The following is a 16129-nucleotide window of genomic DNA, read 5'->3' on the forward strand; positions in this document are numbered from 1 at the left end:
GCGCCGTCGCCGCTGAGACTGCCGCTGCTGAAACCGCCGCCGCCGGGGCTGCCGGCGTCGGGACTGTCGCCGCTGAAACCGCCGCCGCCGACACTGCCGCTGCTGCGTCCGACATTCCGCCGCTGGACCGCCTGTTGAATGCGGATGCGATGCGTGTGGCGTTGGACACGCACGGCCGTACCCAGGTTGTGGCTGCATTGCGCCGCGACCTGGATGTCTTGCGTCAACGCGCGCTGGCCGGCGGCTTGATGCGCCATGATCTGGATGCGGCAATGGTTGCAGCCCGCGTGACGGCGGCGCTGGACAAGGCCGCGCAACCCCGCCTGCGCGCGGTCTATAACCTGACCGGCACCGTGCTGCACACCAACCTGGGCCGGGCGCTGCTGCCCGACGAAGCGGTGGCCTCGGTGCTGCGCGCGCTGACCACGCCGGCCAATCTGGAATTCGATCTGGATACCGGTGGCCGCGGGGATCGCGACGATCTCATCGACGACCTGCTGTGCGAACTGACGGGCGCCGAAGCCGCCACCGTCGTCAACAACAACGCCGCCGCCGTGCTGCTCATGCTGAACGCCCTGGCGGACCGGCGCGAGGTCGTGGTGTCGCGCGGTGAACTGGTTGAAATCGGCGGCGCGTTCCGCATCCCCGACATCATGAAACGCGCCGGCGCCAAGCTCGTTGAAGTGGGTACCACCAACCGCACGCATGCCGCCGACTACGACGGCGCCATCGGGCCGCGCACCGCGATGCTGATGAAGGTGCATTGCAGCAATTACGCGGTCACCGGCTTCACCAAGAGCGTCGGCGTGGCCGAGGTGGCGGCGCTGGCGCATGCCAAGGGCTTGCCGGCCACGGTAGACCTGGGCAGCGGCACGCTGGTGGACCTGACGCAGTTCGGCCTGCCGCGCGAAGACACGGTGCGCGACACCATCGCGGCAGGCGCCGACCTGGTCACCTTCAGCGGCGACAAGCTGCTGGGCGGCCCGCAAGCCGGCCTGTTGGTCGGCCGCGCCGACCTGATCCGCAAGATCAAGAAAAACCCGCTCAAGCGCGCGCTACGCGTCGGCAAGCTGACGCTGGCGGCGCTGGAACCCGTGCTGCACCTGTATCGCGCGCCCGAATTCCTGGCGCAGCGGCTCACCACGCTACGCCTGTTGACCCGGCCGCAACGCGATATCCAGCCGCTGGCCGACCGGCTGCGCGGCGTTTTGGCGCATGCGGTCGGTGCGAACTACGCCGTGCAGGCCGTTCCCATGTTCAGCCAGATCGGCAGCGGCGCGTTGCCGGTGGACCAGTTGCCCAGCTTCGGCCTTGCGCTGCGCTACAACGGCAGCGGGCGCCCCGGCCGCCATCTGGACACGCTGGAAACCCGGCTGCGCGGCCTGCCCACGCCCGTCATCGGCCGTATTGCCGACGACGCGCTGTGGCTGGACCTGCGCTGCCTTGAAGCCCGTGACGAAGCCGCCTTCACCGCGCAACTGGCGGAGCCGCTGGCATGATCATCGGCACCGCCGGACACATCGACCATGGCAAGACCACGTTGGTGCGCGCGCTGACGGGCGTAGATACCGACCGGCTCAAGGAAGAAAAGGCGCGCGGCATTTCCATTGAATTGGGCTACGCCTACACGCCGCTGGACAACGGCGACGTGCTGGGTTTCATCGACGTGCCCGGTCACGAAAAGCTGGTGCACACCATGGCCGCCGGCGCCAGCGGCATCGACTTCGGCCTGTTGGTGGTGGCCGCCGACGACGGCGTCATGCCCCAGACCCGCGAGCACCTGGCCATCCTGACGCTGCTGGGCGTCGCGCGCGGCGCGGTGGCACTGACCAAGGCCGACCGCGCCGACGCCCAACGCCTGGCCGAAGTGCGCGCCGATATCGCCGCGCTGGCCGCGGGCACGTTTCTGGACGGCGCCACGGTCCATGCCGTAAGCGCCACGCAGACCGACGACGTTGGCACGGCGCAGCTGAAAGACTATCTGCACCGTCAGGCGCAAGACCTGCAACGGCGTGACGCGGCCGGCTTGTTCCGGCTGGCCGTGGACCGCGTGTTTACGTTGGCTGGCCACGGCACCGTGGTCACCGGTACGGCGCATTCGGGCGTGGTGCGCGCCGGCGACGAGGCGGCCGACCTGCGCCTGATGCCCGCCGGCACACGCGTGAGGGTACGCGGCATTCATGCGCAGAACCGGCCCAGTGAAACCGGCGCGGCGGGCCAGCGTTGCGCGCTGAATCTGGCGGGCATCGACAAGCATGCCATCGCGCGCGGCGACTGGATCGCGGACGCCCGCTGTTTTTTGCCGTCGCGCCATCTGGATGTGGCCCTGACCTTGTTGCCGTCCGCCGACGCGCCCTTGCGTGCATGGGCGCCGTTGCACGTGCACATCGGCGCGGCGCGGCACGTGGCGCACGTGGTGCCGATCAGCGCCGAGACCTTGGCGCCCGGGCAGTCCGGCTGGGTGCAACTGGTGTTCGATGAGCCCGTGTGCGCCATGCCGGGCGACCGCTACATCGTGCGCAACGCGCAGGCCACGCGCACGGTCGGTGGCGGACGCGTGCTGGACCCCAACGCACCCGACCGCAAGCGCCGCGCCGCCGCTCGCATGCAGGCGTTGCAGGCTTTGTCCGACATGCTGGATGGCGGCGGTTTGCCACCGGTGCTGGCGCACGCGCCGCTGGGCCTGGACGAAGCCGCGTTGCAACGCCTGACGGGCATGCCGGTGCGCGACATCGCCGCCCCTCATGGCGCGCTGTGGGTCGAAACGCGCAACGCGCAGGCGCCCCGCACGTTGATCCTGGCCGCGCACTGGCAGGCGATGCTTGCCCGCGTCGAACAGGCGCTGGCATCCTTTCACCACGGCGCGCCGGACGAGCCCGGCCCGGACAGTGCACGCCTGCGTCGCATGGCGATGCCGGTGGGCCCCGATGCGTTGTGGACCGCCGTACTCGACGCGCTGCAACGCGATGGGCGCCTTTCGCGCAACGGCCCCTGGCTGCACCTGCCGTCGCACACGTCCACGCTCGCCGACGACGAAAATGCGCTGGCGGCGCGCGTGCTGCCGCTATTGAATGCCGGCGCGTTTGACCCGCCATGGGTGCGCGACGTGGCGCGCGCGCTGGCCGAACCCGAAGAGCGCGTGCGGCTGCTGCTGCGCAAGCTGCTGCGTCGCGGCGAAGTCGCGCAAGTGGTCAAGGACTTGTTCTATCACCGCGATCAGGTGCGTGTGCTGGCCAGCATGGCGGCGGACCTGGCAAGCCAGGCGCGCGGCCTGAACGCGGCGGTGTTCCGCGACGCCACGGGGCTGGGACGCAAGCGCGCCATCCAGATCCTGGAATTCTTTGATCGCGTGGGCTACACGCGGCGTGTGCGAGACACCCATGTGCTGCGCGGCGACAGCGCTTTTGCTTCGACGCAAGACGCGCCGCAGCCGGTATCATAGGCACCTTCGCTGCGGAAGGCATCCGTGCCCGGCGGCACGGCTGGGCTTCAAACCCAGTTGGGGGCGTCAGACGTTCCCAGGTAGGTTCGACTCCTGCTGCCTTCCGCCACACCTCCCGCCACCCCCCCCGCCACGGCTTCATCCACGCACACCCCTGCGCGCCTACCGCCGCAACATGCGCGTCACCACGGCCGTCACCTGTTCCGACTTCCAGTCCAGCTCGCCCAGATGCCAATATCGGATCGACCCGCCTCGGTCCACCAGGTAATTGGCCGGCAAGGCGATGGCATCCCATTTCTTTGACGCCGCGCTGTTGCGGTCGTGCATTACCGTGCCGGCCACCGGCGACTTGGCCAGAAAGGTCGAAACCTTGCCCAGCGCTTCGCCCACATTGACGGCCACCAGCCGCAGGCCTTCTTCACGATGCCGCTTGGCCATGGTGGACATCAACGGGATGGCGTCGCGGCACGGCTCGCACCAGGTGGCCCAGAAGCTGACGATGACCACGTTGCCGCGCCAGGCCGACAGCTTTTGCTCGCGCCCGGAAAGGTCGGGCAGTACCAGGGCGGGGGTGGGCAAGGTCCATGGCGCCCAATCGGGGCCGGTGGCGGCCTTGAGCGCGGCGTCATCGGCGGCGCGCGCCAGCTTGGGCAGATACGGCAGGGCGGCCAGGGACAGGCCGGTTTGAAGCAGGCGGCGGCGGCTGATCAAGACGGCGTCCTTCGCAAAGGTCAAAGGGAAACGGGCTTGGATGGCGGGCGTCGCGCGGGTCCTGCCCGGCATACCGCCACCGCGCGCGTCGCCGAAACATCATAGGGCGAAGGGCGGGCGCGATGCTATCCTTTTTCGATTGAGATCCGGAGACTGAAATGACCCACGATGTAGCGTCCGCGGCAGTGCCGCGTTTGACTTCGCTTTCGCACGGAGGCGGCTGCGGCTGCAAGATCGCGCCGGGCGTTCTGTCCGAACTGCTCAAGCGTTTCGGCCCCGCCGCCAGCTACCCCAACCTGATGGTGGGCACCGAGACCGCCGATGACGCGGCAGTGTATCGGCTTAATGACGAGCAGGCGCTCATCGCCACCACCGATTTCTTCATGCCCATCGTTGACGACCCGCACGACTTCGGCCGCATCGCCGCGACCAACGCGCTGTCGGACGTCTATGCGATGGGCGGCACGCCCATCATGGCGCTGGCCATCGTGGGCATGCCGATCAATGTGCTGCCGCACAGCGTCATCGCGGACATTCTGCGCGGGGGCGAATCGGTCTGCGCCGAAGCGGGCATTCCGGTGGCGGGCGGGCACAGCATTGATTCGGTCGAACCCATCTATGGCCTGGCGGTGATGGGCCTGGTGCATCCCAGCCGCGTCAAGCGCAACGCCGATGCGCGTGCGGGCGACGTGCTGATCCTGGGCAAGGCGTTGGGCGTGGGCATCTTGTCGGCCGCGCTGAAAAAGAACCAGCTGGACGAAGCCGGCTACCGCGTCATGATCGACACGACAACCCGCTTGAACCGGCCCGGCGCCGCGTTGGCCGCGCTGGACGGCGTGCACGCGGTGACCGACGTCACGGGCTTTGGCTTGCTGGGCCACGCGCTGGAAATGGCGCGCGGCGCAAAACTGACCGCGCGCCTTGACCTGGATGCGTTGCCCTGGCTGCCCGGCGTGGAAGCGTTTGCTTCCCAGGGCGTCATCACGGGCGCATCGGGCCGCAATTGGGCCTCGTACGGCAACGCCGTGCAGCTGTCCGCGGGCGTCACCGACGCGCAGCGCGCCTTGCTGACCGATCCGCAAACCTCGGGCGGCCTGCTGGTGTCCTGCGCGCCGGAAGTGGCCGACGCGGTGCTGGCGCTATTCCGTGAGCAGGGCTTTGACCAGGCAACCGTCGTGGGCGAGATGATCGCGGGCGACGGGCAAGTGCAGGTTGGCTGACCGTGCATCGGTCAGGGGCGGTTCCGAGCCGCCGCTGGGCTGATCGTGGCAGCCTGGCGCTGCGGCATGCCGCGCCGCCCCGGCTTTCGGGCGCGGCAGTGCAACCTTACGGCCGGGCTTGCGATTGCACCTGGTAATTGATCTGCCAGAGCATCAGCTTGGGATAGGCGGCCAACCGCTCTTGCTGGGCGCGCTGCGTCGGCGTGGTTGGTTGTTCGGCGCCTAGCGCCAGGCCCTGCGCGTTGGCCCAGGGCAGGATCTTGCCTGGGCGGTCGCGCCGGTACGCACCATCTTGCGTGATCGTCAGATGCGGGTCGTTGATACCGAAGCACCAGACCGGGTCCGGCTGCGCCGCCAGCAGATCGCAGCCCGTGCGGTAGTAAGGCGTGGCGGGCAGACTCAGCTGATACAACGTGGGCAATATGTCTTTGTGGCCGCCCACGCGGGCCGGGTCGAACACCGATTGGCCCCGGTACGCTTGCGGCACGTACAGGTAGAAGGGCACGGCGCGGGCCAGCGCGGCTTCGCGCGCGTCCTGGTAATTCAGGCCCTGCATATTGTGGTCACCCGTGACCGCGATGATGGTGCGGGCGCCGCTGGCCGAGGCCTTCACGCGCGTCAGGAACTGGCCCAGCTGATCGTTGGCGTAGCGCAGCGTGTAGAACGCGTCTTGCACCGAGCTCCAGCTTTTGAAGTACGGCTGGCGCGTCACATCGGCCAAGTCCAGGCCGCTGCGCTGCGCGCCGTCGGGCGCGATGAACGGGGGATGGTGCGTGGTGGACAACGCAACGATGAACAGCGGCTGGCCATCCCGATCGGCATCGGCCAGGCGGCTTTCGATGTAGCGGAACATGTATTCGTCCGGTACGCCCCACGTGCCTGCCTGGGCTTCGGGATACTTGGCGCGCAAGGTCTGCTGGTCGATGAATTCGTGGGCGCCCAGGTGCGTGGCGAAGGTGCCCAGGTTGCGCCAGGTGGCCGCGCCGGACGTCACGAACAACACACGGTAGCCGCGTGCCAGATACGGTGCGAAGGCATTGCTGGCGAAGGTGTCGTCGGCGGCCGACGATTGGCCGATGGCCGGCACCGGGCTGCGTACCAGCAGGCGGGCCAGGGAATCGATCGTGCCGTTGCCTTCCGACAGGAAGCGGTCAAAGCGCCAGTCCTGTTCCCAATGCGGGCGCAGCGCACCGAGCAGATCGCGGCCCGGTTGGTCATAGGCATTAAGGTGGTGACCCATGCTTTCCATGACTTGCAGCACAACATGCGGCGGCCGCGCCAGCGCTGCCGGGTTGGCGCCGGTCACCGCGTTAAAGGGCGTCAGGTCGGGTTTTACCGGGTGCCCGAGAAACCGTGCGTACAGCGCTTCGCCTTCGGCGGCGGTGGCGGGCAGGAAACGCTTGTCGTTGCCATGCTCGCGCAGCGCCCACGAGAAAGCAGAGATGCCGTTGGGCGCAATGGCGTTCAACAAGCGCATGGTCGAGATACTGGTGTCGTCCTTGTTCAGCGGAAACCGGCCCAGCGACCCCCGGCAGGCCAACACGGTAACGGCAACGATGAACAACAGTTGCAGCGCGGTGGGAAGCAGCGCCCGCCGCCGCAACGGCAGGCTGAGCACGCGGCGGCGCCAGCGTGTCCCCAGCCACCACGTGCAGACCAGCACCGCCGACAGCAGCACGCCCGCTTGCACCACCGGGTATCCGTGCCACAGCGTCATCAGGATGGCGCGGGTATCGTCGTCGATCATGCCGAACACGAAGATATCGATCGATCGGGAAAACGTGGCGAAGTAACAGACGCTGACCACGGTGGAACCGGCAATCAACGCGGCCATGGCCGCCCCGACGCCCGGCGTCAGGCGCAGCCAGCGGGCATACAGGGGGCGGCTGCCGGCCACCAGCATCGCCATCAACAGCAACGCCGAAAAGGCGATGCTGGTGACCTTGATGTCGAACAGCAGGCCGATCCCCAGCGTGCGGCCCACGTCTTGTGGCAGCGCGGAATAGGTGGCCGACGGCGCGTACTTCACCAGTAGATAGCTGCGTCCGATGAACTGCGCCAGGACGCTGACCAGCCAGGGCGCCAGGATCACGAGGAATGCGCGCTGCACGTTGTGAAACCAGTCTTGCCAGGTGTCGGTGTCGGTCAGGCGTAAACGCTTTATCTGCATCAGTGGGGGGGCCAGGCGAAAAACGGGGGTTGCGGCAACAAAGCGTCCCTGGCCCGGGCTTGATGGGCCATCAGGGGATGAATGCATGATGGAACTCCGGCCCCGATTTCCGGGTTGCGGGGATCGCGGGGATCCCACAAGGCGCACCGGAGTGGCTGGGATAGAACAGGCGGCTTTCGTGGTTCGGGTTATGGCCGCTGTTCGCCATGCAGCGCGAACTGTACTCGAGCAGGACCCGAAATGTACAAAGGTTTGTATAGCTTTGTGAGTGGCGTGTACGAACCGTGGCGGGGTCGGATGGCCGCTGGTCAGCGGGCAGAGCCGGGGGCGGATTCGCCGGACAGGTCGCGGGCCGTGGTCGTCGCCTGTTGCATCAGCCACGCGGCGACCACATCGGCGTCGGCGGTGCTGCGCCGCGCGTTGCGGACCAGCCAATAAGCGTGCTCGGTGGCCAGGGCGGCCTGCCCGCCCACCGGTTGCAAGCGCCCGTCGGCCAGCATCGGCGCAATCAGCGCCAGCCGGCCCAGCGCGATGCCATGGCCGGCCAGCGCCGCCAGCACGATCTGGTCGTATTGATTAAAGCGCAGCATGCCCTTGGCGCGCGCCCGGTTCAGGCCGCGCGCATTCAGCCATTCCGACCATTGCAGCCAGGGCCGGGTCGGGTCGTCGAATTCAAGCAGCACATGGCGTTGCAGCTCGCGCGCATCCAGCTCGCGGGCATTCAGCGACGGGTGCGCCACGGGCACCACCGACTCTCCGAACATCCAGGCAGCGGTATCCGGGACGCTGTCGCGCAGGCTGTAGCGGATGGCGATGTCGACGCTTTCGCGGTCGATATCGATCAGGCGGTTGTCCGCAGCCACGCGCACGTCGATATGCGGGTGCGCCGCCTGGAAGGCGCCCAGGCGCGGAAGCAACCACAGGGAAGCCACGCCGATGGTCGTGGTAACGGTGACCGGTGTGCGGCGCTCGGGCGCGCGCAGCTGTTCGGTCAGGTCGCCCAACTGGCTCAGCCACACGTCGGCCATGCGAAATAGCTGCGCGCCTTCAGAGGTAAACGACACGCTGCGAAAGCCGCGCACCAACAGCGGTACGCCCAAATGCGCTTCCAGGGCGCGGATCTGGCGGCTGACGGCGGACTGCGTCACATGCAGATCCTGCGCGGCAAGGGTGATGCTCATGCGGCGGCCCACAGCGACGAAGCCCCGTACCAGATCAAGCGGTGGGAGTTTTGCCAGCGGATATGACATTCGTGAAACTCATGCGTATCGGGCGGAAATGTTGCTTGAGCAATAGTACGCCCGCAGCGTTCAATAGAAGCCTGCGACAAGCGCCAGCCGGGCCTTGGTCGCAGCCCAGCCCTGCCGGAGTTGCCTGATGAACGCGTCTTTGCCCGACTCGCCCCGCATGCAGATGTGGTTCGATTTCGCCAGCCCTTACAGCTATCTGGCCATCTTGCGCGTGCAGGCGCTGGCGGAAAGCGCGGGCGTGGTGGTGGACTTGCGCCCCTTTTTGCTGGGGCCGATTTTCCAGGCCCAGGGCTGGAACGATTCTCCGTTTCGCCTGTTCCCGGGCAAGGGCGCCTACATGATGCGGGACATTGCCCGCCTGGCCGACAAATACGGCATTACCTACAACCGCCCGCGACTGTTCCCGCGCATGAGCGTGCTGCCGGCGCGCATCGCCCTGCTGGGCCAGGATGAACCGTGGTGCCGCGATTTCTGCGTGGCGGTATTTCGCGCGAATTTCCAGGACGACCTGGACATCCAGTCCGAAGACGTGGTGCATGGCCTGCTGCAAGACCTGGGGCTGGACGCCGATGCGCTGATCGCGCGCGGCAAGTCCGAAGCCGCCAAGGAAGCGCTGCGCCGTCAGGTGGACCGCGCGCGGGACCTGGGCCTGTTCGGCGCGCCCACGTTTTTTGCGGGCAGCGAAATGTTCTGGGGCAATGATCGCCTGGAAGACGCGCTGCAATGGGCGCGCGATCGGGTAGGCGCCGGCGACGTTGCCTTGGCTGACCAGGACAATTCCGTCAGCCCTTCGTAACGGGCGCCACGCGCGCCCATTCCTCGTCCGAGTACAGGCGCGATCGCAGCAGGAAGCGCTTGCCTTCCGCGCTATCCAGCGAGAATGCCCCGCCGCGCCCGGGCACCGCGTCGATGATGAGCTGGGTGTGCTCCCAGTACGCAAACTGGTCCTCGCCCATGTAGAACGGGCAGCCTTCCAGCTGGCCCAGCAGCACGTCCGAGCCCCCGACCATGAATTCGCCCTGGGCATAGCACATGGGTGAGCTGCCATCGCAGCAGCCGCCCGATTGGTGGAACATCAGCGGGCCGTGCTTGGCGCGCAAGGTGTCGATCAGTTGGCGCGCTTGGTCGGTGGCGACGACGCGCGGGGTGGGTGCTTCCATTTCGGTGTCCTGTGTAGGGGCCGTGGTCCGGCGGCCCGGCGGCCCGGCGATCTTGCGCTCCGAAGTTCCCGCGCGCCAGGCCCGAAGGCCCGGCGCGCGTTGCTCACGCTTTTCGCGTCAGAAGAAACCCAGCTTCTTGGGCGAATAGCTCACCAGCAGGTTCTTCGTCTGCTGATAGTGGTTGAGCATCATCTTGTGATTTTCACGCCCGATGCCCGACTGCTTGTATCCGCCAAACGCCGCATGCGCGGGATAGGCGTGATAGCAGTTCGTCCACACGCGGCCCGCCTTGATCGCGCGCCCCATCCGGTAGCACGTGTTGGCATCGCGTGACCACACGCCCGCGCCCAGGCCGTACAGCGTGTCGTTGGCCAGCGCCAGCGCGTCGTCGGCATCCTTGAACGTGGTTACCGCCACGACCGGCCCGAAGATTTCTTCCTGGAACACGCGCATCTTATTGTGGCCCTTGAACACCGTGGGCTGCACGTAGTAGCCGCCTTCCAACGCGCCTTGCATCTGCGCCCGCGAGCCGCCCGCCAGCACGTCGGCGCCTTCCTGCTTGCCGATATCCAGGTAAGACAGGATTTTTTCCAGTTGCTCGGTGGACGCCTGCGCGCCCAGCATGGTGTCGCCGTCAAGCGGGTTGCCCTGCTTGATCTCGGCCACGCGCTTAAGCGCACGTTCCATGAACTTGTCGTACAGCGATTCCTGGATCAACGCGCGGCTGGGGCACGTGCACACCTCGCCCTGGTTCAGCGCAAACATCACGAAGCCCTCGACCGCCTTGTCCAGAAAGTCGTCATCTTGCGCCGCCACATCGGCAAAGAAAATGTTGGGCGACTTGCCGCCCAGCTCCAGCGTGACGGGGATGATGTTCTGCGACGCGTACTGCATGATCAGCCGGCCGGTGGTGGTCTCGCCGGTGAAGGCGATCTTGGCGATGCGCTTGCTGGAGGCCAGCGGCTTGCCGGCTTCCAGGCCAAAGCCCGTCACCACGTTCAGCACGCCCGGGGGCAGGATGTCGCCAATCAGTTCCATCAGCAGCAGGATGCCCAGCGGGGTCTGCTCGGCGGGCTTGAGCACCACGCAATTGCCCGCGGCCAGCGCGGGCGCCAGCTTCCACGCCGCCATCAGGATGGGAAAGTTCCACGGAATGATCTGTCCGACCACGCCCAGCGGCTCGTTGAAGTGGTAGGCCACGGTGTCGCTATCGATTTCCGACAGGCCGCCTTCCTGGCTGCGGATGCACGAGGCGAAGTAGCGGAAGTGGTCGATGGCCAGCGGGATGTCGGCGGCGCGCGCTTCGCGGATGGGCTTGCCGTTGTCCCAGGTTTCGGCGGTGGCCAGGCGTTCCAGGTTGGCTTGCATCACGTCGGCGATCTGCATCAGCATGCGGGCACGTTCAGCGGCCGGGGTCGCTCCCCATTTCGGCGCGGCGCGGTGGGCGGCGTCCAGCGCCAGGTCCACGTCGCGCTCCTTCGAACGCGCGTTGCGCGTCAGCACCTGGCCGGTGACGGGCGTGACGTTGTCGAAGTACTCGCCATCCGCCGGCTTTTGCCACTTGCCGTCGATGAAGTTGTCGTACTGCGTTTTCAGGTCCAGACGGGTGCCATACGTGTCCGGGGTGATGCGGGTCGCGATGTCCATGCTTGTCTCCGATTTTGTGGGATAGCGGCAGTCAGCTGCCTGCCTGGTATCAAGCAAGGAACATGCCAACGTGCGGGCTTCCCCGCTGGACAGCGCGCGCCCTCGCGTGCGAAAGTTGACTTCGCCGCGCCCTGTCGGGCGTGCAACAGTTTTGCCCCTTCGAGATGTCGTTATTTGCGACGTTGTCGCGGAACAGGTGTCGCAGAAGCGCCTGTCCAAGGAGACAAGCATGGCCAGTCAATCTCGTCAGCACGCGCTGACGCAAGCGCGCCTGCTGTTCAACCAGCAGGGCGCCGTGCCCGGCGGCATCGTTGCCGAGCCCATCCTGCGGTCCTGGCGCCGATGCGCCGACCTGGGCTTTGACATGCGCGGTGTGCGGCGTGCCGAGCTCATGACGCAAGGCGAACTGCGCGAGGCCCAGCAGCGCAACGAAGCGCTGCGCCGCTTGTCTGAACCCGCCATGTCCTACCTGCGCCGCCAGGCCGGCGGCAGCGGCAATCTTGTGATTCTGTCGGACGCCCAGGGCCTGGTGCTGGATAGCGACGGCGATAGCGGTTTTGCCAGCCGCGCATCGCGCGTGGCGCTGATGCCGGGCGCGCCGTGGGATGAAGCGGCGGCGGGCACCAACGCCATCGGAACGGCTTTGGTCGAAGGCCGACCCATCGCCGTGCATGGCGCGGAACATTATTTCGAACCCAATCGCATCCTGACCTGCGCGGCGGTGCCCATCACCGACAGCGAAGGGCGCACGCTGGGCGTGCTGGATTTGTCCAGCCAGGCGCGCGATGTCCGCCCCGACGTGCTGGCGCTGGTGCGCGCGGCCGTGGACGTCATCGAACACCGCCTGTTTGAACAGGCTTATGAACACTACGCGGTGCTGCGTCTGCACGACGACCCGACCGGGCTGGGCGCGCCCGGCGAAGGCTTGCTGGCATTTCAGGGCGATCTGCTGATCGGCGCGAACCGCCGTGCGTTGCAGGCATTGGGTCTGGCTCCGACCGCACTGGGCGTGTATCGCTACGCCGACGTGTTCGACGGCGAACTGGAACGCTGCCCCGACGCGTCCGGCCGGGTGCTGGCGCGATCGGGCGCCGGCTACCACGCGCGCTTGCGTCAGCCGCGTTCGCGGCCGCCGCAGCCCACGGCGCCGGCTCTGCCCGCCGCCGCCGTCCGGCCGGCGGCGCCCAGCTTTGATGCCGCCACGCTGGGTGCGCTGGCGCGTGCGGTGCATTTGTCGGACGCGGGCGTTTCCCTATTGCTGCAAGGCGAAACCGGCGTCGGCAAGGAAGTGTTCGCCCGCGAAGTACACGCGCGAGGCAAGCGCGCATCGGGGCCTTTCGTGGCGGTCAATTGCGCGGCGCTGCCCGAAAGCCTGATTGAATCCGAACTGTTCGGCTACGAAGACGGCGCCTTCACCGGGGCGCGCCGGCAAGGCAGCAAGGGCTTGCTGCGCCAGGCGCATGGCGGGGTGTTGTTCCTGGATGAAATTGGCGACATGCCGCTGCTGCTGCAATCACGCTTGCTGCGGGTGCTGCAAACGCGCGAAGTGTCGCCGCTGGGCGCGGCGCGGCCGGTGCCGGTGGACTTTGCGCTGGTGTGCGCCACCCATCGCCCGCTGGCGCACGAAGGGTCCGATGCGCCGGTGCGCCCGGACCTGTATTTCCGCATTGCCGAATATACGGTCACGCTGGAACCGCTGCGCGCCCGCGCCGACCGCCTGGAATTGCTGCGCGCGTTGTGGGCGGCGCAAGGCCCGGGGCCGGTGCTGCCACCGTCAATCGAGGCCCGGCTGGCCGGGTATTCGTGGCCGGGCAATTACCGGCAGTTGGTAGCGGTGCTGCGCACCTTGCATGTGTTGGCCGGTCCGTCGGGCGTGGTCGATGTCGACATGCTGCCCGCCGAACTGTTGCAGTCATCCGCCACATCCTGCCCCACGCAGGACGCGCCCACGGCGGACAGCGGCGCGGCGGATCTGCAATCGATGACCGATACCGCCATTCGGGATGCGCTGGCCGCGCATGGCGGCAACGTCAGCCGAGCGGCGCGCGCGCTGGGTGTGCACCGCAGCACCGTGTATCGGCGCGCGGGCAATCTGGTTGGGCCGCGTCCGCGATAGCGGCCCTAGCCGACCAGACGCGCGAGTTCCGCGCCGGGGTCCTTGGCGCGCATGAAGGCCTCGCCCACCAGAAAGGCATTGACCTTGTTGTCGCGCATCAGCTTGACGTCTTCGGGCTTGAGAATGCCGCTTTCCGTGACGACGCGCTTGCCCGCCGGAATGTTGGGCAGCAGGTCCAGCGTGTTCTTCAGGCTGGTTTCGAAGGTGCGCAGGTTGCGGTTGTTGATGCCCAGAAGCGGCGTCTTCATCGTCAACGCCACGTCCAGTTCGCGGGCGTCGTGCACTTCCACCAGCACGTCCATGCCCAGTTCCATCGCCAGCGTTTCGTAGTCGCGCAATTGCGTCGGCGTCAGCGCGGCCACGATCAGCAGCACGCAGTCGGCGCCCATCGCGCGCGCGGCGATGATCTGGTAGGAATCGATCACGAAGTCTTTGCGCAGCACGGGCAGCGAGCACGCCGCGCGCGCCTGGCGCAGGTGGTCGTGCGAACCCTGGAAGAACTGCACATCGGTCAGCACCGACAGGCAGGCCGCGCCATGCACCGCATAGGATGAGGCGATGTCGGCGGGGGCGAAGGTGTCGCGCAGCACGCCCTTGGAGGGCGAGGCTTTCTTGATTTCAGCGATGACGCCGGCCTTGCCTTGCGAGATCTTGTCTTCGATGGCTTGGGCAAAGCCGCGCACGTCCTGGCGCGCCTGCGCTTCGCGCAGGACTTCGGCTTCGCTGCGCATCTGGCGGGCGGCGGCGACTTCCTCGACCTTGACGGCGAGGATCTTCGCAAGAATATCGTTCATTTCTGGAATTTCCGGGTATATGCGCAGAATTCTTCCAGCTTGGCTCGCGCCGCGCCGGTGGCGATCATTTCAAATGCTAGCGCTAAGGCTTCGGGAATGGAATCGGCTTTATTGCCGGCGTAGATGGCAAGTCCTGCGTTCAGGGCGACGATGTCGCGGGCCGTGCCCTCGACATTTTCCAGCGCCTCGATGACAAGTTCGCGTGACTGCTCGCGATTGGACACCTTGATGGACCGGTTGGACATCATGGATAGCCCGTAGTCTTCGGGATGGATTTCATATTCCCGTATTTGACCATCTTTCAGCTCGCCCACCAGCGTGGCCCCGCCCAACGACGCTTCGTCCATCCCGTCCTTGCCGTGCACCACCAGCACGTGGCGCGAACCCAGGCGTTCCAGCACGCGCACCTGAATGCCCACCAAGTCCGGGTGGAACACCCCCATCAACTGGTTGGCGGCGCCGGCCGGGTTGGTCAGGGGGCCAAGAATATTGAAGATGGTGCGCACGGCCAATTCCTTGCGCACGGCGGCCACGTTCTTCATGGCGCCGTGATGCGCGGGCGCGAACATGAAGCCGATGCCGGTGGCCTGGATGCATTCGGCCACTTCCTCGGGCGACAGGACCAGGTTGGCGCCCAGCGCTTCCAGCACGTCGGCGCTGCCGCTGGACGAAGACGCGCTGCGATTGCCGTGCTTGGCGATCGGCACGCCAGCCGCCGCCGCCACGAACATGGCGGTGGTCGAGATGTTGAACGTGTGGCTGCCGTCCCCGCCCGTGCCGCACATATCCAGCAGGTCTTGCGGATTGGGCGTGACCACGGGCGTGGCGAATTCACGCATGACCTGCGCGGCGGCGGTGATTTCGCCGATGGTTTCCTTCTTGACGCGCAGGCCCATCAAGAGCGCGCTGGCGATCTGCGGCGACATCTCGCCGCGCATCAGCATGCGCATCAGATGCAGCATTTCGTCGTGGAAAATTTCGCGGTGTTCGATGCAGCGCGTCAGGGCTTCGGTGGGGGAAATGGTCACGATGCGTCCTTCTTGTCTTAGGCGAGGTTCAGAAAATTGCGCAGCAGGGCATGGCCATGTTCGCTGAGCACGGACTCGGGATGAAACTGTACTCCGTACAGCGGCAGGGTCTTGTGACGCACGCCCATGATGTCGCCGTCGGGCGCGGTGGCGGTGACCGCCAGGCAGTCGGGCAGGGTGGCGGGGTCGATGGTCAGTGAGTTGTAACGGATCACGGTGTAGGGCGTGGGCAAGTCGGTGAAGATATCGGTGCCGGTGTGCGAAATTTGCACCGTCTTGCCGTGCATGATTTGCTGTGCGCGCACGATGTTGCCGCCGTAGGCCGCGCCGATGGCCTGGTGGCCCAGGCACACGCCCAGGATCGGCTTCTTGCCGGCAAAGGCCTGGATGGCGGCCACCGAGATGCCGGCTTCCGCGGGCGAGCACGGGCCGGGGGACACGCAGATGCGGTCCGGGTTCAGCGAGGCAATCTCTTCAAGAGTGATCTGGTCGTTGCGCGCCACGCGCACGTCTTCACCCAGTTCGCCAAAGTACTGGACCAGGTTGTAGGTAAACGAATCGTAGTTATCAATCATCAACAGCATTTTTTTC

General features: G+C 66.8%; 13 protein-coding genes and 1 tRNA gene. 6 read left to right on the forward strand and 8 right to left on the reverse strand.

Annotated elements, in window-relative coordinates:
- The first annotated feature begins 149 nt into the window (after positions 1 to 149).
- The 3 genes from selA (at position 150) to KYT87_RS01595 (ending at position 3551) form a co-directional block, all read left to right on the forward strand.
- Positions 150 to 1499 carry an L-seryl-tRNA(Sec) selenium transferase gene (gene selA, locus KYT87_RS01585; RefSeq protein WP_255594140.1) on the forward strand — a complete coding sequence of 450 codons (1350 nt, stop codon included), beginning with the start codon at positions 150 to 152 and terminating at the stop codon, positions 1497 to 1499.
- Positions 1496 to 3442, forward strand: coding sequence for a selenocysteine-specific translation elongation factor (gene selB, locus KYT87_RS01590; protein WP_219991591.1), 1947 nt, complete (start codon positions 1496 to 1498; stop codon positions 3440 to 3442). The genes selA and selB overlap by 4 nt, the downstream gene beginning before the upstream one ends.
- Before the next feature lie 13 nt (positions 3443 to 3455).
- Positions 3456 to 3551 (forward strand) — tRNA-Sec (locus tag KYT87_RS01595).
- Between the two features lie 53 nt (positions 3552 to 3604).
- Here KYT87_RS01595 and KYT87_RS01600 read toward each other — a convergent pair.
- Positions 3605 to 4153, reverse strand: a complete 549-nt coding sequence (locus tag KYT87_RS01600) for a TlpA disulfide reductase family protein (protein ID WP_104144879.1) — start codon at positions 4151 to 4153, stop codon at positions 3605 to 3607.
- A 158-nt stretch (positions 4154 to 4311) separates the two neighbouring features.
- Here KYT87_RS01600 and selD point away from each other — a divergent pair, with 158 nt between their 5' ends.
- Positions 4312 to 5373, forward strand: a complete 1062-nt coding sequence (gene selD, locus KYT87_RS01605; RefSeq protein WP_046805603.1) for a selenide, water dikinase SelD — start codon at positions 4312 to 4314, stop codon at positions 5371 to 5373.
- 106 nt (positions 5374 to 5479) lie between these two features.
- Here the strand turns inward: selD and KYT87_RS01610 are convergent, their stop codons facing one another.
- A complete protein-coding gene (locus tag KYT87_RS01610) occupies positions 5480 to 7630 on the reverse strand; it encodes an LTA synthase family protein (RefSeq protein WP_255593802.1) in 2151 nt (716 codons plus the stop codon).
- Between the two features lie 221 nt (positions 7631 to 7851).
- Positions 7852 to 8793 (reverse strand): LysR substrate-binding domain-containing protein, encoded by a 942-nt coding sequence (locus KYT87_RS01615; RefSeq protein ID WP_219991592.1) that lies wholly within the window; start codon positions 8791 to 8793, stop codon positions 7852 to 7854.
- Between the two features lie 127 nt (positions 8794 to 8920).
- On the opposite strand from KYT87_RS01615, the gene KYT87_RS01620 reads away from it, so the two are divergent.
- Positions 8921 to 9589 carry a 2-hydroxychromene-2-carboxylate isomerase gene (locus tag KYT87_RS01620; RefSeq protein ID WP_219991593.1) on the forward strand — a complete coding sequence of 223 codons (669 nt, stop codon included), beginning with the start codon at positions 8921 to 8923 and terminating at the stop codon, positions 9587 to 9589.
- Here KYT87_RS01620 and KYT87_RS01625 read toward each other — a convergent pair.
- Both KYT87_RS01625 and adh read right to left on the reverse strand, forming a co-directional pair.
- Positions 9576 to 9953 carry a DUF779 domain-containing protein gene (locus KYT87_RS01625; RefSeq protein WP_046805607.1) on the reverse strand — a complete coding sequence of 126 codons (378 nt, stop codon included), beginning with the start codon at positions 9951 to 9953 and terminating at the stop codon, positions 9576 to 9578. The genes KYT87_RS01620 and KYT87_RS01625 overlap by 14 nt on opposite strands.
- A 117-nt stretch (positions 9954 to 10070) precedes the next feature.
- Complete coding sequence (gene adh, locus KYT87_RS01630; protein WP_046805608.1) at positions 10071 to 11600, reverse strand: aldehyde dehydrogenase; 1530 nt, start codon at positions 11598 to 11600, stop codon at positions 10071 to 10073.
- Between the two features lie 229 nt (positions 11601 to 11829).
- On the opposite strand from adh, the gene KYT87_RS01635 reads away from it, so the two are divergent.
- On the forward strand, positions 11830 to 13716 hold the full coding sequence (locus KYT87_RS01635; protein WP_219991594.1) for a sigma-54-dependent Fis family transcriptional regulator: 1887 nt from the start codon (positions 11830 to 11832) through the stop codon (positions 13714 to 13716).
- Between the two features lie 5 nt (positions 13717 to 13721).
- Here the strand turns inward: KYT87_RS01635 and trpC are convergent, their stop codons facing one another.
- Genes trpC through KYT87_RS01650 form a run of 3 tightly spaced genes read right to left on the reverse strand, consistent with a single transcriptional unit; the run spans position 13722 to position 16122 of the window.
- Positions 13722 to 14510 carry an indole-3-glycerol phosphate synthase TrpC gene (gene trpC / locus KYT87_RS01640; RefSeq protein ID WP_046805610.1) on the reverse strand — a complete coding sequence of 263 codons (789 nt, stop codon included), beginning with the start codon at positions 14508 to 14510 and terminating at the stop codon, positions 13722 to 13724.
- Complete coding sequence (gene trpD, locus KYT87_RS01645) at positions 14507 to 15538, reverse strand: anthranilate phosphoribosyltransferase (protein ID WP_046805611.1); 1032 nt, start codon at positions 15536 to 15538, stop codon at positions 14507 to 14509. Before trpD ends, trpC begins: the two co-directional genes overlap by 4 nt.
- 17 nt (positions 15539 to 15555) lie before the next feature.
- On the reverse strand, positions 15556 to 16122 hold the full coding sequence (locus KYT87_RS01650) for an aminodeoxychorismate/anthranilate synthase component II (protein ID WP_046805612.1): 567 nt from the start codon (positions 16120 to 16122) through the stop codon (positions 15556 to 15558).
- Between the last annotated feature and the right edge of the window lie 7 nt (positions 16123 to 16129).

Origin of the sequence: Achromobacter sp. ES-001 (assembly GCF_019448355.1) — a bacterium.
Classification (GTDB): Bacteria; Pseudomonadota; Gammaproteobacteria; order Burkholderiales; family Burkholderiaceae_B; genus Achromobacter; species Achromobacter spanius_B.